Annotated in this window: 18 protein-coding genes; 6 read left to right on the top strand and 12 right to left on the bottom strand. The window is 62.7% G+C overall.

Annotation, left to right across the window (positions count from 1 at the left end):
- Together Q7T45_RS28835 and Q7T45_RS28830 are read right to left on the bottom strand one after the other, a co-directional pair.
- Positions 1 to 407, bottom strand: a 407-nt coding sequence (locus tag Q7T45_RS28835) for an S-adenosylmethionine synthetase N-terminal domain-containing protein (RefSeq protein WP_304875573.1), incomplete at its 3' end; no start/stop codon positions are given.
- Positions 408 to 466: 59 nt separating this feature from the next.
- Positions 467 to 1,822: a hypothetical protein gene (locus Q7T45_RS28830; RefSeq protein ID WP_304875571.1), complete on the bottom strand. Its 1,356-nt coding sequence runs from the start codon at positions 1,820 to 1,822 to the stop codon at positions 467 to 469.
- A gap of 292 nt (positions 1,823 to 2,114) precedes the next feature.
- Here Q7T45_RS28830 and Q7T45_RS28825 point away from each other — a divergent pair, with 292 nt between their 5' ends.
- The gene (locus tag Q7T45_RS28825; protein ID WP_304875570.1) at positions 2,115 to 3,584 is read left to right on the top strand and encodes a glycosyltransferase; all 1,470 of its coding nucleotides are present in this window, start codon (positions 2,115 to 2,117) and stop codon (positions 3,582 to 3,584) included.
- A 69-nt stretch (positions 3,585 to 3,653) separates the two neighbouring features.
- Here Q7T45_RS28825 and Q7T45_RS28820 read toward each other — a convergent pair whose 3' ends face one another.
- The 6 genes from Q7T45_RS28820 to Q7T45_RS28795 all read right to left on the bottom strand — a co-directional run bounded on the left by Q7T45_RS28820 (position 3,654) and on the right by Q7T45_RS28795 (position 9,553).
- Positions 3,654 to 4,772, bottom strand: coding sequence for a cobalamin-independent methionine synthase II family protein (locus Q7T45_RS28820; protein WP_304875569.1), 1,119 nt, complete (start codon positions 4,770 to 4,772; stop codon positions 3,654 to 3,656).
- An 81-nt stretch (positions 4,773 to 4,853) separates the two neighbouring features.
- Complete coding sequence (locus tag Q7T45_RS28815) at positions 4,854 to 5,570, bottom strand: ABC transporter ATP-binding protein (RefSeq protein WP_304875568.1); 717 nt, start codon at positions 5,568 to 5,570, stop codon at positions 4,854 to 4,856.
- Complete coding sequence (locus tag Q7T45_RS28810) at positions 5,563 to 6,315, bottom strand: ABC transporter ATP-binding protein (protein WP_304744374.1); 753 nt, start codon at positions 6,313 to 6,315, stop codon at positions 5,563 to 5,565. The genes Q7T45_RS28815 and Q7T45_RS28810 overlap by 8 nt, the downstream gene beginning before the upstream one ends.
- Entirely contained in the window at positions 6,312 to 7,343 is a 1,032-nt protein-coding gene (locus Q7T45_RS28805) for a branched-chain amino acid ABC transporter permease (RefSeq protein ID WP_304875567.1), read from the bottom strand. Before Q7T45_RS28805 ends, Q7T45_RS28810 begins: the two co-directional genes overlap by 4 nt.
- 5 nt (positions 7,344 to 7,348) lie before the next feature.
- Entirely contained in the window at positions 7,349 to 8,218 is an 870-nt protein-coding gene (locus Q7T45_RS28800; RefSeq protein WP_304875566.1) for a branched-chain amino acid ABC transporter permease, read from the bottom strand.
- Between the two features lie 153 nt (positions 8,219 to 8,371).
- A complete protein-coding gene (locus tag Q7T45_RS28795; protein ID WP_304875565.1) occupies positions 8,372 to 9,553 on the bottom strand; it encodes an ABC transporter substrate-binding protein in 1,182 nt (393 codons plus the stop codon).
- 391 nt (positions 9,554 to 9,944) lie between these two features.
- On the opposite strand from Q7T45_RS28795, the gene Q7T45_RS28790 reads away from it, so the two are divergent.
- Together Q7T45_RS28790 and Q7T45_RS28785 are read left to right on the top strand one after the other, a co-directional pair.
- On the top strand, positions 9,945 to 10,220 hold the full coding sequence (locus Q7T45_RS28790; protein WP_304875564.1) for a hypothetical protein: 276 nt from the start codon (positions 9,945 to 9,947) through the stop codon (positions 10,218 to 10,220).
- 124 nt (positions 10,221 to 10,344) lie between these two features.
- Positions 10,345 to 11,214 (top strand): NAD(P)-dependent oxidoreductase, encoded by an 870-nt coding sequence (locus Q7T45_RS28785; protein ID WP_304875563.1) that lies wholly within the window; start codon positions 10,345 to 10,347, stop codon positions 11,212 to 11,214.
- Positions 11,215 to 11,223: 9 nt separating this feature from the next.
- On the opposite strand, the gene purU is transcribed toward Q7T45_RS28785, so the two are convergent.
- Positions 11,224 to 12,087 (bottom strand): formyltetrahydrofolate deformylase, encoded by an 864-nt coding sequence (gene purU / locus Q7T45_RS28780; RefSeq protein WP_304745787.1) that lies wholly within the window; start codon positions 12,085 to 12,087, stop codon positions 11,224 to 11,226.
- A gap of 139 nt (positions 12,088 to 12,226) precedes the next feature.
- Here purU and Q7T45_RS28775 point away from each other — a divergent pair, with 139 nt between their 5' ends.
- Positions 12,227 to 13,072: a uroporphyrinogen-III synthase gene (locus Q7T45_RS28775; protein WP_304875562.1), complete on the top strand. Its 846-nt coding sequence runs from the start codon at positions 12,227 to 12,229 to the stop codon at positions 13,070 to 13,072.
- A gap of 13 nt (positions 13,073 to 13,085) precedes the next feature.
- Here the strand turns inward: Q7T45_RS28775 and Q7T45_RS28770 are convergent, their stop codons facing one another.
- The 3 genes from Q7T45_RS28770 to gmd form a co-directional block, all read right to left on the bottom strand.
- Positions 13,086 to 14,063 carry a tripartite tricarboxylate transporter substrate binding protein gene (locus tag Q7T45_RS28770; RefSeq protein WP_304875561.1) on the bottom strand — a complete coding sequence of 326 codons (978 nt, stop codon included), beginning with the start codon at positions 14,061 to 14,063 and terminating at the stop codon, positions 13,086 to 13,088.
- Between the two features lie 148 nt (positions 14,064 to 14,211).
- A complete protein-coding gene (locus tag Q7T45_RS28765) occupies positions 14,212 to 15,156 on the bottom strand; it encodes a GDP-L-fucose synthase (RefSeq protein ID WP_304875560.1) in 945 nt (314 codons plus the stop codon).
- The gene (gene gmd, locus Q7T45_RS28760; protein WP_304875559.1) at positions 15,137 to 16,222 is read right to left on the bottom strand and encodes a GDP-mannose 4,6-dehydratase; all 1,086 of its coding nucleotides are present in this window, start codon (positions 16,220 to 16,222) and stop codon (positions 15,137 to 15,139) included. Before gmd ends, Q7T45_RS28765 begins: the two co-directional genes overlap by 20 nt.
- A gap of 329 nt (positions 16,223 to 16,551) precedes the next feature.
- Between gmd and Q7T45_RS28755 the strand changes: the two genes are divergently transcribed.
- Positions 16,552 to 17,787, top strand: coding sequence for a branched-chain amino acid ABC transporter substrate-binding protein (locus Q7T45_RS28755; protein WP_304875558.1), 1,236 nt, complete (start codon positions 16,552 to 16,554; stop codon positions 17,785 to 17,787).
- A 71-nt stretch (positions 17,788 to 17,858) separates the two neighbouring features.
- The coding region (locus tag Q7T45_RS28750; protein WP_304875556.1) for a branched-chain amino acid ABC transporter permease at positions 17,859 to 18,636 on the top strand (778 nt) is incomplete at its 3' end.

Here is an 18,636-nt window from a genome sequence, read left to right as displayed (position 1 = left end):
AACATGATGCCCTGGTCGCCGGCGCCCTCTTCCTTGTTGGTGCCGGGCTGCAGCGCGTCGACGCCCTGCGCGATGTCGGCGGATTGCGGATGCAGCAGGATCTCGACGTTGGCCTTCTCCCAGTGAAAGCCCTCCTGCTCGTAGCCGATGTCCTTGATCGCGGCGCGCGCCACGCTTTCGATCTGCTCGTTGGTGACGGATGCGGGACCGCGGGTCTCGCCGGCGATCACCACCCGGTTGGTGGTGGCGAGCGTTTCGCAGGCTGCCCGGATCGCCCAGGGATCGAAGCCCGCCTTCTGGCCTTCGCGGAAAAACAGATCGACAATCTCGTCCGAAATCCGGTCGCAGACCTTGTCCGGATGACCTTCGGAAACCGACTCACTGGTGAACAGATAAGACGCGCGCATCAACCAACCCCTTTTCCGCCTGACCTCGGCGGTCCGTTATCAAAAATGTGCCTGAAGTGTCAGTCGCGACGGCGCGAGATGACGTAGGATTCGTCATAGAACCAGAGCCCGTTATGCTTGCGCAGAACTTCCCTGGTGGCATCGAGAGTGCGGCCGCTTTCTGTCATTTCCGTCAACCGGTCGTCTTCGATCTGGGCGACATACACCGCCGCGTTCCACGCTGCAAAGGCCGTGGAGGTTCCGATCGAGCCGGTGACCTCGTTGGGCAGCGCTTCCATATCATATCGGAAGATCGAGCGGTTATCGGCATATGCATTAAAGTTAAGGTCGCGCCCGGCCGACCCCAGCTCGTATTTCACCGCGCGCAATAGCTCATGACGGCTCACCGCGAAAGGATTTTCTCCGGGCCAGACCGATTGGATAATCTCCAGCCCCGGATCCTGTCCGTGGGAGTGAATTCCGATCAGGCGGCCTCCGGCCCGCAGCGCCCGGGCCAGCGGTGCTATGATACGCTTGGCGCGGAAATTCACAGAAGATTTGGCCCGGTAGGGCTGCGAAGCGATGATCAGGTCGAAATTGGCCTCGGAACGGCCGGCCCGCGGGATGATCGAATCGAGCAAAAACCGGTGGTCCTCCCGGTACAGCACGATGGCGACCGGCCGCTCATAGACCGGCATGCCGGAGCGCGGGCTGACATTGGCCCGCCAGTTCTGCTCCAGAAACGGCCCCAATGCGGCGATCTGGGCCTCGAATTCGCCCGAGGAGGCCCCCTGCAGGGCCACTTCGTGCCAGATCATGCCCGCGGCCGCCGCGGGCGAGGCCGGCGTCAGCCAGGGCGCCTCGGCGTAATACATGTTTGTCAGCACAAAAACGGTCGCCGGGTGCTCGAACAGCCGGTCCGGCACCTTGTCGAGGGTGAGCCGGACATCCTCCAGGCTGAGCTCCTTGCCGGCGATATAGAAGGGCATGTGGGGGAAGCGCCCGTGCATCGAGCGCATCACCCGCGCCAGCACCGTACCGTCGCCGACCCCGGCATCGAACACCCGCAGCGCCGGCGGCCGGGGGTGGATGCTGCCGAGTTCCAGCGCCACCCGCTCGGCGATCACCCGCTTTTCGCTGCAGGTATGGACGAACAGCAGGTACTTCTGGCGGTTCTCGAAAAACCGGAAATTGCCCCTGGGGTCGCGCTTTTCGGCGGGAACCTCGAGCCCGCGCGGCGGCGGCAGACCGCCGGGCGTGGAGGCAGCGATATAGGCCTGAATCCGATCCAGGGTGTCGATGGTGATGCGCTTGCCCTCGCGCAGGCGGTGCACCAGCTTGCCGTCATTGACGGCGCGGCGGCCGAACGTCGATTCCGCCATATCCGCCTGCCGGCAGAACTCGGAGATCAGGCTGAGGATCTGGTCGTTTTTCATGAAGCCGGGTTTGGGAAAGGCGGGTGGGCAGCGAAGGATGGCGCGGGTGTCCTAGCACTGTCTGCCCACCCTTGGAAATGTGCTCCGAGCGGCTCCTGCACCGCGGCATCATCCCGGCCGACGGCAGGTCGACGAATCCAAGCCCCAGAGGAAACGATTTCGGTACAGCCGAGCGACAATTCAGTCTAGAAATCAGGATCGATCGAAGCGGTCGCGTTTTGGCGAGATCCGACTGCCTGTTTCGATTCCTTCCAGATCAAAGGCATGGACTTTGACTTTATCCGACGCCGCAATGAATTCCGCACGACCAGCCCCCCCTGACTCAATCGAGCTTTCCAGTCGGCGCAAACGCGACCTACTCGACCACTTCGAGGGTAACAGCGAGGAACTCGATCGCTGGCGTGAATTCAACGCCGCCTATCACGATGACGACCGCAAGTTCATGCGATTTCTGATTCCGCCCGGCAAGCGAGTGCTCGAACTCGGTTGCAGTCGGGGGGATTTGCTGGCCGCCCTGAAGCCGTCATATGGTGTCGGCGTCGATTTTGGCGCCAAGGCAATCGCGAAGGCGAAGGCTCGGTATCCCCACCTGCATTTCGTTTACGGGGACATCGAAGATCCCGCCACAATGACCTCAATCGAGGGACCGTTCGACTACATCGTGATGGCTGACACGATCGGCATGTTCGACGATATCGACGGCACCTTGCGGCTGACCCAGCGATTGTGCTCGCCTTCGACGCGCAACATCATCGCCTATTACTCGCATATGTGGGAACCGATCCTGAAACTCGCCGAGACGTTACGCCTGCGCAGCAAGCAGCCCGAAATCAATTATATCGCCACCGCCGACTTCCTGAACCTGATGGACCTCGCCGACTTCGAGGTGATCAGCCAGGAGCAGCGCCAATTGCTACCGCGACGCTGGCTCGGGCTTGGGCCGTTTATCAATCGGTACATCGCGCCGCTGCCGGGAATCAGGCAGCTGTGCCTGCGGACCTACATCATAGGACGGCCGGTCCGCCATTTCCCTGACCGCAAATTTTCCGCCAGCGTTCTCATTCCCTGTCGCAACGAGAGGGGCAACATTGAAAACGCGATCCGGCGCATGCCCCGATTCGGAAGTTCTCAAGAAATCCTGTTCGTAGAAGGGAATTCCAGCGACGGCACGTTCGAGGAATGCGAGCGAGTGCGCGAGGCCTATCGGGACAGCTGGGATATCAAGGTTCTGAAACAAGACGGCAAAGGCAAGGGCGACGCGGTTCGCAAGGGGTTCAGCGCCGCGACCGGCGACGTTCTGATGATCCTCGATGCCGATCTAACGATGCCGCCGGAGGCACTGCCGAAATACCACGCCGTGATCGAGAGCGGGAAGGCCGAATTTGTCAACGGCACCCGGCTGGTCTATCCCATGGAAAGCGAGGCGATGCGCCCGCTGAATTTCATTGCCAACCGCTGCTTCGCCTATCTGTTCAGCTATCTCGTCAATACCCGCCTGACCGATACGCTGTGCGGCACCAAGGTGTTGCTGCGAAAGGACTACGAGGTGCTGGCGCGGGAGCGCGCCTATTTCGGCAATTTCGATCCGTTCGGCGATTTCGATCTGATTTTCGGCGCCGCCAAGCAGAACCTGAAAATCGTCGAGACGCCGATCCACTACAAGGCGCGCACCTTCGGCGAAACCCAAATCTCGCGCTTTCGCGACGGCTGGCTGCTATTGAGGATGGTCTGGTTCGCCTATCGCAAGCTCAAGGCTATTTGATTTCTTCGGGTCCGCGCATGCGAGCTTTGCGGCGGACCCGCCTCCGGGCCAGTCAGGAAAAGCGCCCCCCTACTTCCCCCACACCTCGTTGGCGACATCGACCGCGAGCTTCAGTTTCGCCCACTGCTCTTCCTCGGTCAGCAAATTGCCTTCCTCGGTGGAAGCGAAACCGCACTGCGGCGATACCGCGAGCTGGTCCAGCGGGACGAACTTGCTCGCCTCTTCCAGCCGCCGCTTGATGTCTTCCTTCTTTTCCAGCTCGCCCGATTTCGAGGTGATGACGCCGACCACCACGATCTTGTTGCCCTTCGGCAGATAGCGCAGCGGCTCGAAGCCGCCGGCGCGCTCGGAATCGTATTCGAGGAAATAGCCGTCGTAATTGGTGCCGGCCAGCATGGTTTCCGCCACCGGCTCATAGCCGCCGGACGAAATCCAGGTGGAGCGGAAATTGCCGCGGCAGACATGCGTGGTGATGGTCATGTCGGCCGGCCGCTCGGCGATCGCGTAGTTGATAATCCGGGCGTAGATTTCCTGCAGGCCGTCGGGATTGTCGCCGCGCTCGCGGGCCTTCTGCAACTCTTCCTGCGAACAGAGATAGGCCCACACCGTATCGTCGAACTGGAGGTAACGGCAGCCGGCATCGTAAAATGCCTTGACCGCCTTGCGGTAGGTCTTGCCGAGATCCTCGTAGAACGCATCGAGATCGGGATAGACGTCTTTCGAGATCGCCCTGCGGCCGCCGCGGAAGTGCAGCACCGCCGGCGAAGGGATCGTCATCTTCGGCATCACATGCGCGGCGTCCGCATGTTTCTTCAGGAAGCGGAAATGGTCCAGCATCGGATGGTCGGCGGGAAAATCGAGCTTGCCGATCACCCGCACCGCGTCATGCCGGGTCTCCACGCCTGCGAACTGGATGCCGGTCTCGGGATGAAACAGTTCGCATCCCGTCAGCTTGGCGAGAAAGTCAAAATGCCACCAGGAGCGACGGAATTCGCCGTCGGTCGCGAGCTTCAGGCCGATCGAGGCCTGCTTGTGCACGACCTTTTCGATCTCCATGTCCTCGGCCTTGCGCAGGTCGTCGGCGGAGATCTCGCCCTTCTCCAGCCTGGCGCGCGCCTCCTTGATGCGCGGCGGCCGCAACAGGCTGCCGACCTCGTCGGCGCGGAAAGGGGCTTTGGTTCGCTGCATGGTCTCAACTCCCGAGGATTTTCATAGCGTTTTCAGGCGAAGTGGGTACCGGTCCGCGTCAAGCAAACGCATCAAAACAAACTAGTGTGCGACGGTGCCGGAGACGCCGAGAAAGCGTTCCAGGACGGCGGGATCGGCCTTCAACGTGCTGCTTGCCGCATCATGGACGATCGCGCCGCGCTCCAATATCACAACGCGGTCGGCAAGCCCTAGAATCTTTTGCGCGTTCTGCTCGACAATAACAGAACAAATGCCGCCGGCCCGGGTGATGGTGCCCAGCGCCTCGAGCAGTTCCTCGACGATGATCGGGGCCAGCCCCTCGGTCGGCTCATCCAGCAGCAGCACCTTCGGATTGAGCGTCAGCGCGCGGCCGATCGCCAGCATCTGCTGCTCGCCGCCGGAAAGCTGGTTACCGAAATTGTTGCGGCGCTCTTTCAGCCGCGGAAACATCTCGTAGACCTTTGCCACCGTCCACGGCCCCGGCTGGGCGACGGCGGTCATGTTCTCCTCCACCGTCAGCGAACGGAAGATGTTGCGCTCCTGCGGCACCCAGCCGATGCCCGTCCGCGCCCGCTGATCCGGCCGCATCGCGGTGATGTCGATCCCGCCGAGGGAGATGGTGCCGCCGAAACGGCGGGTGATCCCGACGATCGAATTGATCAGCGTGGTCTTGCCGGTGCCGTTGCGGCCCAATAGCGCCAGCACCTGGCTTTCCGGCAGGCGAAGCGACATTCCGGGCAATACCACCGCTTCGCCGTAACCGGCGCGCAGGCCTTCGATGGCGAGGAGATCAGGCATCGGCGGCCTCGCCGAGGTAGACCGCCTTCACCCTGGGATCGCGCGCCACCTCGTCCGGCGGGCCCTCCACCAGCATCGCGCCATTGACCAGCACCGAAATGCGGTCGGCGAACGAGAACACCAGATCCATGTCGTGCTCGATCAGGAGCACCGTGACGTCGCGCGGCAACGCCGCCACGGCCGCGAGGATATCGTGGCGCTCGCTTTCGGGCACGCCGGCGGCCGGCTCGTCCAGCAGCAGCACGCGCGGCCTGGCGGCAATGGCGACCGCGATCTCGAGCAGGCGCTGTTTTCCGTAAGGCAGGGTCACCGTCAGCTCGTTCATGACGTCGAGCAGGTGGAATCGCGCCAGATTCTCCGCGATCTCGGCATTGACGTCGTCGCGCGTCCCCATCCGGCGCCACCAGTCGCCGCCGCGGCCGAGCCGCTCGGAGACCGCAAGCCCGATGGTCTCGAGCGGCGTCAGATCGGCATAGAGCTGGTTGATCTGGAAGGTGCGCGACAGCCCACGCAGCACCCGGGTGTGGACGGCCAGGTCGGTGATGTCGTTGCCCTCCAGCAGAATGCGCCCCGCATCGGGCTTGAGCACCCCGGTCAGGAGGTTGATGACGGTGGTCTTGCCGGCGCCGTTCGGGCCGATCAACGCGTGGCGGGCGCCCTGCTCTATCCTGAGCGACAGGTCCTGGGTGACCTTGAGGCCGCCGAAGCGCTTCTCCAGTCCGATCGTTTCCAGCGCAACCGTCATGACGCGTCACTTTCGGGAACCACAACGACCGCCTTGCGTCCGGCAAGCCGCCGGATCACCAGGTTGGGCAGCCACAGGGCCCAGCGATGCATGCGGGCCCGGCCGACCAGCACGATCACGACCAGCACGAGGCCGATCCAGAATAGCCAGTATTGCGGCGTGATGGTCTGGAAAACCTCCTGGAGCATCTTGAATACGACCGCCCCGATCAGCCCGCCGTAGAGATAACCGGTACCACCGATGACGAGGACCAGCATCAGATCGGCCGATTTTTCGAACGAGAACACATCCAGCGAGGCCAGCGCCGTGGTCTGGGTGAACAGCGCTCCCGCGATCCCCGCGTAAAACGCCGACAGCGTATAGACCGCGATCAGCCGCCGGTTGACCGGGATGCCGATCGCAGCGGCCCGCAACGGATTGTTCCGGATCGCGCGCAGCGACAGGCCGAACGGCGAATGGACGATCCGGCGCGCCAGCAGGAACAACAGGAACAGCACGATCAGGCAGTACCAGAAGCCGGTCTTGCCGAACATATCGAAGGCAAACATGCCGAGGAGCGGCTGCATCTCGATGCCCTGCAGCCCGTCGGTGCCGCCGGTGATATTGGAGAAGCGTTCGCCAAGCGCCTCCATCAACAGCGCGATGCCGAGCGTCACCATCAGCCGCGTCAGGTCGACGCCGCGGATAACGAGGAAGCTGGTGAAGAAGCCGAGCACCATCGCGGCGAAGCCCGCGACGACCAGCGCAATGACGGGCTCGTTGATGATGCCGTGCAGCGCCAGCAATCCCGCCGAGTAGGCGCCGACGCCGAAGAAGGCAGCGTGTCCGAGCGAGACGATGCCGGCGTAGCCGAGGATCAGGTCGAGCGACAGCGCGAACAGCGCCAGCCGCAGGATGTCGGTCATGATCAGGTAGCGCGACGGAAACAGCAAAGGACAGGCCAGCACCAGCACCCAGAACACTACTTCGCTGATACGCCAGCGGCCGCTCGCCATCGCAGAGGTGGAGACATCGTTGCTCGCGCTCATCGGCGTCAACGCGTGGCCGTGCGGCCGAACAGACCGTTCGGACGCCAGATCAAAATCACGATCATGATGGTGTAGATCACGAACGGTCCCATCTTGGGCACGTAATACTTGCCGGCGACATCGCCGATGCCGAGCAGCAGGGAGGCCAGAAATGGCCCGGTGATACTGGAGGAGCCGCCGACGGTGACCACGATCAGGAAGTAGATCATGAACTTCAGCGGAAAATACGGGTCGAGCCCGAGGATCTCGGCGCTGAGTGCGCCGCCGAGGCCGGCCAGCCCGCAGCCGAACGCAAAGGTAAAGGCGAACACCTGCGGCACGTTGATGCCGAGCCCGGAGGCGGCGCGGGGATCGTCGACCGCCGCCCGCAGCCGGCTGCCGAACCGGGTGCGCGCCAGCACCAGTTGAAGCGCCACGGTCAGCAGGCCACAGATCACGATGATCATCAGCCGGTAGCGGCCGATGCCGACGCCGAAGAAATCGATCTGCCCCTCCAGCGCCGCCGGCAGCTTGATGAAGATCCGCGACGATCCCATGATGTAGTCGACCGCCGCCACCGACATGAAGACGAGGCCGACAGAGAACAGCACCTGGTCGAGATGGCTTCTGGTGTAGAGGTGACGGTAGAGCGAACGTTCCAGCGCCACGCCGATCGCCGCACTCACGACGAACGCCAGCGGCAGCGCGGCGAAGAACGGCCAGCCGGACTGGTTGACCAGCACCGCGCAGACATAGCCGCCGGTCATGGCGAACGCGCCATGCGCAAGGTTGACGAAGTTCATCAGCCCGAGCGTGACGGCAAGGCCGCAGGCCAGCACGAACAGCAACATGCCGTAGGCGACGCCGTCGAACAGGATGGTGAACAGCGTGGTCATCTAGAGTAGGCCCTCATGCTGAGGAGGCCCCAACGGGTCCGAACCCGTTGGGGTCGTCTCGAAGCACGAGGGCCTCGCTCCGCTGCCCATCCTTCGAGACGCCCGCCAAGAGGCGGGCTCCTCAGGATGAGGCTCACCTCTCAGCCGCACAGGTTATTTCTTCGTCTTGCCGGAATCCTTGACAGCCTCGAAAGTCGCGAATTCGACGTTGTAGAGCTCGCCGTCGACCTTCTCGACCTTGCGGATATAGATGTTCTGCACGATGTCGCGGGTTTCCGGATCGATCGAGATCGGGCCGCGCGGGCTTTCCCACTTCATCCCTTTCATGGCAGCGATCAGCGCATCGCCGTCGGTCTTGCCGCCGGTCTTCTTCAGCGCCTCGTAGATCAGGTGGATGCCGTCATAACCGCCGACCGCCATGAAACCCGGACGGCTGTTGAAGGCCTTCTTGTAGGCGGCGACGAACTCCTTGTTCATCGCGGAGGGGTGGGCCGCCGAATACAAATGCGCAGTGACGGCGCCGAGCGCGGCATCGCCCATGTTGTTCAGGAGATCGTCGTCCATCACGTCGCCGGGACCGATTACCTTGATGCCGCTCTTGTCGAGCCCGCGCTCGGCAAATTGCTTCATGAAGTTGCCGCCCTGCCCGGCGGGTACGAACACGAACATCGCATCGGGCTTGGCATCCTTCATCCGCTGCAGGAACGGCGCAAAGTCGGGATTGGCCAGGGGAACCTTGACCTCTTCGACGATCTCGCCGCCGCCGGCGGTGAAATTCTGCTTGAAGAAGTTCAGCGCGTCGTTGCCGGGCGCGTAGTCGGAGGTCAGCGTCGCGACCTTCTTGATGCCGTTCTTGGCAGCCCAGTCGCCGATGATGGTGGAGGATTGCGCCAGGGTAAAACTGGTGCGCACGATATAGGGCGAGCGCTCGGTGATGATCGAGGTGCCGGCCGCCATCACGATTTGCGGGATCTTGCCCTGGGTTGCCAGCGGCGCCGCGGCAAGGGCTGCCGGGGTAACGCCGAAGCCGGCGATGAAATTGACCTTGTCGTTGACGATCAGTTCCTGCGCGATGCGCTTGGTATTGTCTGGAACCGCGCCGTCGTCCTTCAGGATGATCTCGATCTTCCTGCCGGCGACGGTATCGCCCTTCTGCTGCATGTAGAGCTTGACCGCATTGTCGATCTGCTTGCCGGTCGACGCCTGGCCGCCCGTCATCGGCAGGATCAGGCCGATCTTCACGCTCTCCTGCGCGCTGGCCGGAGCTGCTCCAGCCGCGACGGCGAGTGCGATGCCCGTGGCAGCCAACGACAATAAATCAGTGCGAATCGACATGAACGCTCTCCCCTGGTCGGTTTCGTGCTTCGAACCGAGTATCCCGGCTTTTGCCGTACCATAACCCCGATCTTTCAGCCATGTGCCGTCGCGGCATGACGTCCTATATCGGCGCGGCATGGCGACCCCCGCGCGGCAGGGTCAATAGCAGTCGCCCGAACGCCCGGCCGGCCGTGCCGCAATTCCCGGCCAGTTGACCGGGCCGGTCTCGGATGTGAGTATACGGTATAAAGTTACCAACAATCCCGACGAAGTACAATTCTATCAGTTCTACTGATGCGTTAGACTGACGCAATCCGGCAGAGCGACGTCGTGGACGCGCCGGATCCATCGGGGGAGCGATCGGGAGCGCCCACGAGAACTCACCAGACACGGTTGCGACCTCAAGCAAATGTCCACAGGCACCCGCCATCTTGTCGTCGCCCTTGCCGTCACGCTTGCGTCGTGCGGCCTGGGCGGATGCGGATCCATCAACGAAAAGCTCGCGGCCGGAATGAGCGATGCCATCCCGCAATGGGCCGGTGGCATGCCCGCCGATGCCCCGCCGAGGCCCGGTACCGCGAAATACGACGAGTTCATGCAGGAACGGGAAAAGAAACGACTGCAGCCCGCTGCGGAAAGAGATGACGCCAAACCCGACGCGTCATCAGCGGAGCGCATGCGATAGACCGCGAGCAACCATTAACGATGATCCGCTTAGCGATTGTGTGTTCCGGTATCGATCTACTAAGAATGCACGATCGCTTTGTGCATGAGAGCGATTCGAGAGTCGCCCGGAGCGAGTGGGCCTAGTGGACGCCAAGAGAAGCGAAGCCGAGCAAACCAGGAGTCTGGTCATAGGTGGCACGGGACTGGTCGGCGGCTATATCGTCGAGCACCTCCTGCGCGTGGACCAACGGCCATTTGTCCTGTCGAGATCGCACCGGAGCACACCGGGAGTCGATTGGTTCCATGGCGATCTGGAGAAGCCGGATTCACTGAAGTTTCCGCCATTCACGACGCTGTTTTGCACCGCTGACGCCATTCTCCTGGCCAACGCCCTGCCCCGGCTGTTCAACCCGTCCCTGAAGCGAGTTGTCGTCTTCAGTTCGACCAGCGTGATCACGAAGCAGGACACCGAAGTCGAAGCCGAACGCGAGATGATAGGAAGGCTTGCCGATGCCGAGCGAAGAATCGCGGCGGCGTGTGAAGCGCACAATGTGGGCTGGACGATATTGCGTCCCACGCTGATCTACGCTGAAGGGCGCGACACCAATATCACGCCGCTGTCGCGGCTTATTCGCAGGTTCGGCTTCATGCCGCTGGTCGGCGGAGCGCCGGGTTTGCGCCAGCCGGTACATGCGGAGGATCTGGCGATCGGCGCGCTTGCCGCGGCCTCGAGCCGCGCTGCGATCAACAAGTTCTATTCGCTGCCGGGCGGCGAGACGCTCGCCTACCGGGAAATGATCGGCAGGATTTTCGACGGCTTGCGGATGCCACGGCGCATGATTTCGGTGCCGCCTTCATTGTGGCGAGCCGGCTTCCTGGTGGCGCGTCGGCTGTTTCCGGGCGCCAATGTCGCGATGGGCATCCGCATGATGAAGGACATGACCTTCGATTCCGCGCCGGCTACGCGCGACTTCGGCTGGAATCCGAGAGCGTTCAATCCGAAATTCGACTAAAGCCTCGCATCAGTCCATGAACACCACGGTCTTGCGGCCGTTGAGGATCACGCGATCCTCTAGATGATGGCGCATGGCGCGCGCCAGCACGCGGCGTTCGATGTCGCGGCCCTTGCGAACCAGGTCTTCGGGCGTATCGCGGTGGCTGATGCGCTCGACGTCCTGGTCGATGATCGGCCCCTCATCGAGCGCGCTGGTGACGTAATGCGCGGTGGCGCCGATCAGTTTGACGCCGCGCTCATGTGCCTGGTGATAGGGCCGCGCGCCCTTGAAGCCCGGCAGGAACGAATGATGGATGTTGATGCAGCGCCCCGACAGCCTGGCCGACATCTCGTCCGACAGGATCTGCATGTAGCGCGCCAGCACCACGAGGTCCGTCCTGGTCTCGCCGACGAGATTCCAGACTGCAGTCTCCTGCTCGCGCTTGGTCTCCTTGGTGACCGGCAAATAGTGAAACGGAATCTCGCCGAAATCGAGATTGCTGTAGGTGTCGCGCGGATGGTTGGAAACGATCGCGGTCGGGATCATCTCGAGTTCGCCGGTGCGCCAGCGATAAAGGATATCGGCGAGGCAGTGATCGGATTTCGAGACCAGCAGCATGACCCGGCGGCGGCTGGCGCGGTCGCGCATCAGCCACTCCATGCCGAAGCGTTCGGCGATCGCCCCGAAGCCGGTTTGCAGCGACGCCAGATTGACCGCGAGATCGGCGGCATTGAACACCACCCGCATGAAGAAATGACCGGTCTCGACGTCGTTGAACTGCTGGGCATCGAGAATATTCTGCCCGTTATGGGCCAGGAACGTCGATACGGCCGAAACGATGCCGGGGCGATCCGGGCAGGACAATGTCAGAACGAACTGATGATCGGGCATGGCGAGCTTGATGACTTCCGGGAGACGGGGACGGAACAGCGATTTGCGGCCTGCTCTATCACCCGGAACGCCCTTGCGCCAATCCCGGTCGGAGCGTCATGATGAACAAACAACAGGCGACCCGAGCTCGAGCAGGATCATGGCTGACAGACTGAACGGCTATCGCATTCTCATCCTGGAAACACGCGAAGAGGCGCAGTTTTCCCGCCTGCTCACCGAGCAGGGCGCGGACGTGCTGCAATGTCCGATGTTCACCATCCGCGACGCGCCGGATTCCGCGCCGGTCGAGGCCTGGATCGGCCGCTTCATCGCAAGACCCTGCGACGATCTGGTGCTGATGACCGGCGAGGGTCTGCGGCGGCTGATGAAGGTGGCGCGGCGGACCGGCGTCGACCAGGATTTTGTCACCGCACTCGGCAAGGCGCGCAAGTTCGCGCGAGGTCCCAAGCCCGGCAAAGCGCTGCGCGAGATCGGGCTGGAGCCGCAAATGACGACGGAGAAGCCGACCTCGGAGGGAATCACCGAGATGCTGTCGCGCGTCGATCTTGCGGGCCATCGCGTCGGCCTGCAGCTCTACCCGGACAAGGATCACTCGACGCTGATCGGCGCGATCACGGCGCAAGGCGCTGACGTCGATGCCGTGCTGCCCTATGTCTACGACGCGCAGGCCGCCGAAACCAACATCATCACCGCGATCGACGAGATGGCGCAGGGCCGTATCGACGCGATTGCGCTGACCAGTTCGGGCCAGGCGCGCCGCCTGTTCGACGTCGCGCGGGCGCATGGATGTGAAGCGCGTTTGCGCGAGGGGCTGGCGCGCACGCCGATCGCCTCGGTCGGGCCCGTGGTGTCCGACGAACTCAAGTCCCAAGGCTTGCGCACCGACATCGCGCCCGCCAACGACGCCTTCTTCATGAAGCCGTTGATATCGGCGATGGCGGCGACGCTCGGCAAGACCGCGCCGCGCAACGCCGCTAAAGCTTGATCAAGGCCTGCCGCTAATCCACCTTGGCGCCGGCGAACTTCACCACCTTGCCCCATTTTTCCGTCTCATCCGCCACCAGTCTGCCGAAATCAGCCGGCGAGCCCGGCAGCAGGACGGCGCCAAGTTCACCGAACCGCGCCTTCGCCGCGGGATCGGCCAGGATGGCGTTGACGGCCTTGTTCAACGTCTCGACGATCTCGGGGGGCGTGCCCTTCGGCGCGGAGAGGCCATACCAGGCGCTGGCTTCGTAGCCCGGCAGGAAATCGGCCACCGTCGGCAGGTCCGGCAACACCTCCGACCGCGTCGTGCTGGTGACCGCGAGACCCCGCAGCTTGCCCGCCTTGACGTGCCCGGCGCAGGTCGGAAGGTTGTCGAACATCACCTGAACCTGTCCGGCGAGCAGATCGGTCAACGCCGGCGCGCCGCCGCGGTAGGGCACGTGCAGCATGTCGATGCCCGTCAGCATCTTGAACAATTCGCCCGACATATGGATCGTGGAGCCGTTGCCGGAGGACGCCATGTTGAGCTTGCCGGGATTGGCCTTGGCGTAGGCGATCAGTTCGGGGATGGTCTTGACCGGAACCTCGGGGTTCACCACCACCACGTTGGGAAAACGGATGATGCCCGCGATCGGCACGGCCTCCTGCAGGAAATTGAAATTGAGCTTGCTGTAGAGCGTCGCGTTGATGGCGTTGGCCGGAGCAACCAGAAACAGCGTGTAACCGTCAGGCGCGGCCCGCAGCGCCGCCTCGGTGGCGATGTTGGTGCCGCCGCCGGGCCGGTTCTCGATCACGAATGACTGACCGAGCCGCTCCGAGAGCCACTGCCCCATCAGTCGCGCGGTCATGTCCGCCGAGCCGCCGGGGGTGTAGCCGATGATCAGGCGAATGGGACGCGTCGGATAGCTTTGCGCTTTGGCGCTCGGCGAAACGACTGGCAGCAGGGCGGCGCCTGCGGCCAGATGCAAGAATTGGCGACGCGGAAATTTCATCATGCTTCCCCCGAACATAACCTTCGCTGCGGCTCGGCAATCCCATATGGAACAATGCCGCCGCGCGATTATGGTTTTCTCGGGCGAAGCGTACCTTTGGCCGGGCGCATCTTACAAGCGGGATAAATCGAATCCGCCCGGGCGGAAATCACTTCTGTTCGCTGAGATACGCCTGATAGGCCAGCCGGATGCCTTCCTCGAGCGAGGTGCTGGCGCGCCAGCCCAGTCTGGCGAGGCGGCTGACGTCGAGCAGCTTGCGCGGCGTGCCGTCGGGCTTCGAGGCGTCGAAGCTGATCTCGCCGGTGTATCCTACCGTGGCGGCGACCACCCGCGCGAACTCGGCGATGGTGATGTCCTCGCCGGTGCCGATGTTGACCAGTTCCTCGCTGGAATAGGTCTTCATCAGATGCACGCAGGCATCGGCCATGTCATCGACATAGAGAAATTCCCTCCGCGGCGTGCCGGTGCCCCAGACCACGACGTTCCCGACGCCGGCAACCTTCGCTTCATGAAAGCGGCGGATCAGGGCAGCGACGACGTGGCTGTATTCCGGATGATAATTGTCGCCGCGCCCGTACAAATTGGTCGGCATCACATTGATGAAGTCGGAGCCATACTGGCTGCGATAGGCCTCGACCATCTTGATGCCGGCGATCTTGGCGATGGCATAGGGCTCGTTGGTCGGCTCAAGCGGCCCGGTCAGCATCGAATCCTCGCGCAGCGGCTGCGGCGCCAGCTTGGGATAGATGCAGGAGGAGCCGAGAAACATCAGCTTCTCAGTTCCGTTGAGATGCGCGGCGTGAATCACATTGGCCGCGATGATGAGGTTCTCGTAGATGAATTCGGCGCGCAGCGTATTGTTGGCGACGATGCCGCCGACCTTCGCCGCCGCCAGAAACACGGCTTGCGGCCGCGCCTTGGCGAACCAGCCGGCGACCGCGGCCTGATCGCGCAGATCGACCTCGTTGCGTTTGACCGTCAGCAGGCGGACATCTTCCTGGCCGAGCCGGCGCACCAGCGCGCCGCCGACCATGCCGCCATGGCCGGCAACGAAGACCGTCTTGCCCTTCAGCTCAAACGGGGTTCTTGCCATTGGCGACCTCCCGCCGCGCAATCGCGAGATCGCCCGCCACCATTTCGCTGACCAGCTGCGCGAACGTCGTCGTCGGCTTCCAGCCGAGTTTGTCGCGCGCCTTGCTGGCGTCGCCAACCAGGAGATCGACTTCGGTGGGCCGGAAATAGGCAGGATCGATGCGAACCAGGGTCTTGCCGGATTTCGCATCGACGCCGGTTTCGTCGACACCCTTGCCGCGCCATTCGATGCCGCGGCCGACTTCCGCGAACGCCAATTCGACGAATTCACGCACCGAGCGGGTCTGACCGGTCGCCAGCACGAAATCGTCGGGTTCATCCGCCTGCAATATCCTGTACATGCCCTCGACATAATCCCTGGCATGCCCCCAATCGCGCTTGGCGCTGAGATTGCCGAGATAGAGCGTGTCTTCGAGACCGGTCTCGATGCGGGCGACGCTGCGGGTGATCTTGCGGGTCACGAAGGTTTCGCCGCGGATCGGGCTTTCATGATTGAACAGGATGCCGTTGGAGGCATACATGCCGTAGGCCTCGCGGTAGTTCACCGTGATCCAGTAGCCGTACAGCTTGGCGACGCCATAGGGCGAGCGCGGATAGAACGGCGTGGTTTCTTTCTGCGGAACCTCCTGGACCAGACCATACAATTCCGAGGTGGAGGCCTGATAGAACCGGGTCTCCTTTTCCATGCCGAGAATCCGGATGGCTTCGAGCAGCCGCAGCACGCCGACGCCGTCGGCATTCGCGGTATATTCCGGACTTTCGAAGCTGACGCCGACATGACTCTGCGCCGCGAGATTGTAGATCTCGGTCGGCCGGATCTGCTGCATCAGCCGGATCAAATTGGTCGAATCCGTCATGTCGCCGTAATGCAGCAGGAACGGCACGTTGCCGGCATGCGGGTCTTCGTAAAGGTGGTCGATGCGCGCGGTGTTGAACGAGGACGATCGACGCTTGATGCCGTGCACGGTGTAGCCGAGGCCGAGCAGATATTCGGCGAGATAGGCACCGTCCTGGCCGGTGACGCCGGTGATCAGCGCCACGCGCCGTTTTGAATCCTGAACCGTCATGTCTTCTCCAACAACGCCAAGGCTACCCAAAAGCAACTACCCAAGAGCAGCCGGGCGACGACGAACTACCAAACGTTGCGCTGGACCGGCCAGTCACTTCGGTCCCAAGGACGCAAGCCGGGCGGCCAAACCCCTATCATGCCCCCCTTCCCCCAAGCAAATCGATCCCCGGGAGGCCGTTACCGGCCAGGCGTCACCGGGCTTGCGGGTTACGGAGCCTTGGACCACAATCAACACACGTGAGGACAGATGCCGAATGACTGGAATCCAGCCATTCCGGCATCTGAGCCCAGCCAGAACCCAAGAAAAGCCAATAAAGGGAGAAGCACATGCGTAAATTGATGATGGCTGCGGCCGTCGCGCTGCCGATGTTCGGCACGGCTGCGATCGCGCAGGAGACGGTCAAGATCGCCTATATCGACCCGTTGTCGGGCGGCGGCGCCAGCATTGGCGAAATCGGCCTGAAGACCTTTCAGTTCCTCGCCGAGGAGTTGAACGCCAAGGGCGGTGTTCTCGGCAAGAAGGTCGAAATCGTCGCTTTCGACAACAAGACCAATCCGCAGGAGAGCCTGATCCAGGCCCAGAAGGCCATCGATCAGGGCATCCGGATTCTGACCCAGGGCAACGGCTCCTCGGTCGCCGGCGCGCTGACGGATTTCGTTTCAAAATACAACGAGCGCAATCCCGGCAAGGAAGTGCTGTACTTCAACTATGCCGCGGTCGATCCGGTCCTGACCAATGAGAAGTGCAGCTTCTGGCATTTCCGCTGGGATGCCAACTCCGACATCAAGATGGAGGCGCTCACCAACTACATGAAGACCGCGACCGCCATCAAGAACGTCTATCTGATCAATCAGGATTACTCGTTCGGCCACTCGGTCCGAACCGCCGCCAAGTCGATGCTCGGCGCCAAGCGGCCGGACATCAAGATCGTCGGTGACGAACTGCATCCGCTGCTGAAAATCACCGATTTCGCGCCCTATATCGCCAAGATCAAGGCATCGGGCGCCGACACCGTGGTGACCGGCAACTGGGGCCAGGATTTCGCGCTGCTGCTGAAAGCTTCGGCGGACGCCGGATTGAAGGTGAACTGGTACACCTATTACGCCGGCGGCACCGGCGGCCCGACCGCCATCAAGCAGGCCAACCTCAACCATCAGGTGTTCCAGGTCGGCGAAGGCATTGCCAACCTCGACAACAAGCCGTCGCAGGAATTCGAGAAGGCACTGCGCGCGAAATACGACTTCAGCCTGTTCTACCCCCGCGCCGTCAACCAGATGCGCATGCTGGCGGCCGCCGCCGACAAGGCCAAGTCGGTCGATCCGATCAAGCTTGCGGGCGCACTCGAAGGCATGGAGTTCGACGTCTTCAACGGCGGCAAGGGCAACATGCGGAAGGACGACCACCAGTTCTTCCAGCCGATCTACATTTCCTCGCTCGGCGAGCGCACCGCAAAGGAACCGTTCGACGAGGAAAAGACCGGCTGGGGCTGGAAACTCATCGCCAAGATCGATGTCGCCCAGACCATGCTGCCGACAACCTGCAAGATGGAACGGCCGAAGTAATCATTCACGCGTAACCCGTCCGCCCCGGGCCTCCGGGGCGGACGCGTCCCCTATTCCCCAGGCGGTGCGCCGTGCTTGAACTGATCGTCATCTCCACACTGAACGGTGTGCTGTACGGTATGCTGTTGTTTTTGATGGCGAGCGGGCTCACCGTCATCTTCAGCATGCTCGGCGTGCTGAACTTCGCGCATGCCAGCTTCTACATGATCGGCGCGTTCTTCGGATTTCAGATCAGCCGCTGGTTCGGCTTCTGGCCCGCGCTCGTGATCGCGCCATTGCTGGCCGGCGCACTCGGTGCCGCCGTCGAGCGCTACGGCCTGCGCCGCGTGCACAAGAACGGCCACGTCGCCGAACTGCTGTTCACCTTCGGCCTCGCCTTTGCGATCGAGGAAATCGTGCAGATCATCTGGGGCAAGAGCCCGGTCGATTTCCGGGTGCCGTCGTTGCTGGATTTTCCGGCCTTCACGATCTTCTCGACCAACTACCCCGCCTACAAGATGTTCATGCTGCTGGTCTCCATCGTCATCTTCATCGGGCTCTTGATCGTCCTGAAGAAGACCCGGATCGGGCTGATCGTGCAGGCTGCGCTGACGCATCCGCACATGGTGGGCCATCTCGGACACAACGTCGGCCGTATCTTCATGCTGGTGTTCGGCGTCGGCACCGCGCTCGCCGCGGTCGCCGGCGTGATCGCCGGTCCGGCGCTGGTGACGCAGGCCAACATGGCCGGACTGCTCGGACCGATCCTGTTCGTGGTCGTCGTGGTCGGCGGACTGGGCTCACTGCCCGGGGCCTTCGCCGCCTCGCTGCTGATCGGGCTGGTGCAGACCTTTGCGGTATCGATGAACG

Source organism: Bradyrhizobium sp. (assembly GCF_030646015.1).
GTDB lineage: Bacteria > Pseudomonadota > Alphaproteobacteria > Rhizobiales > Xanthobacteraceae > Bradyrhizobium.
This window is presented reverse-complemented; position numbering and strand designations above follow the sequence as displayed.

Bases quoted from the DNA above. Each gene is read 5' to 3' on its own strand.
- Q7T45_RS28830 (WP_304875571.1), bottom strand. From the start codon at position 1,822: ATGAAAAACGACCAGATCCTCAGCCTGATCTCCGAGTTCTGCCGGCAG.
- Q7T45_RS28825 (WP_304875570.1), top strand. From the start codon at position 2,115: ATGAATTCCGCACGACCAGCCCCCCCTGACTCAATCGAGCTTTCCAGT.
- Q7T45_RS28820 (WP_304875569.1), bottom strand. From the start codon at position 4,772: ATGCAGCGAACCAAAGCCCCTTTCCGCGCCGACGAGGTCGGCAGCCTG.
- Q7T45_RS28815 (WP_304875568.1), bottom strand. From the start codon at position 5,570: ATGCCTGATCTCCTCGCCATCGAAGGCCTGCGCGCCGGTTACGGCGAA.
- Q7T45_RS28810 (WP_304744374.1), bottom strand. From the start codon at position 6,315: ATGACGGTTGCGCTGGAAACGATCGGACTGGAGAAGCGCTTCGGCGGC.
- Q7T45_RS28805 (WP_304875567.1), bottom strand. From the start codon at position 7,343: ATGAGCGCGAGCAACGATGTCTCCACCTCTGCGATGGCGAGCGGCCGC.
- Q7T45_RS28800 (WP_304875566.1), bottom strand. From the start codon at position 8,218: ATGACCACGCTGTTCACCATCCTGTTCGACGGCGTCGCCTACGGCATG.
- Q7T45_RS28795 (WP_304875565.1), bottom strand. From the start codon at position 9,553: ATGTCGATTCGCACTGATTTATTGTCGTTGGCTGCCACGGGCATCGCA.
- Q7T45_RS28790 (WP_304875564.1), top strand. From the start codon at position 9,945: ATGTCCACAGGCACCCGCCATCTTGTCGTCGCCCTTGCCGTCACGCTT.
- purU (WP_304745787.1), bottom strand. From the start codon at position 12,087: ATGCCCGATCATCAGTTCGTTCTGACATTGTCCTGCCCGGATCGCCCC.
- Q7T45_RS28775 (WP_304875562.1), top strand. From the start codon at position 12,227: ATGGCTGACAGACTGAACGGCTATCGCATTCTCATCCTGGAAACACGC.
- Q7T45_RS28770 (WP_304875561.1), bottom strand. From the start codon at position 14,063: ATGAAATTTCCGCGTCGCCAATTCTTGCATCTGGCCGCAGGCGCCGCC.
- Q7T45_RS28765 (WP_304875560.1), bottom strand. From the start codon at position 15,156: ATGGCAAGAACCCCGTTTGAGCTGAAGGGCAAGACGGTCTTCGTTGCC.
- gmd (WP_304875559.1), bottom strand. From the start codon at position 16,222: ATGACGGTTCAGGATTCAAAACGGCGCGTGGCGCTGATCACCGGCGTC.
- Q7T45_RS28755 (WP_304875558.1), top strand. From the start codon at position 16,552: ATGCGTAAATTGATGATGGCTGCGGCCGTCGCGCTGCCGATGTTCGGC.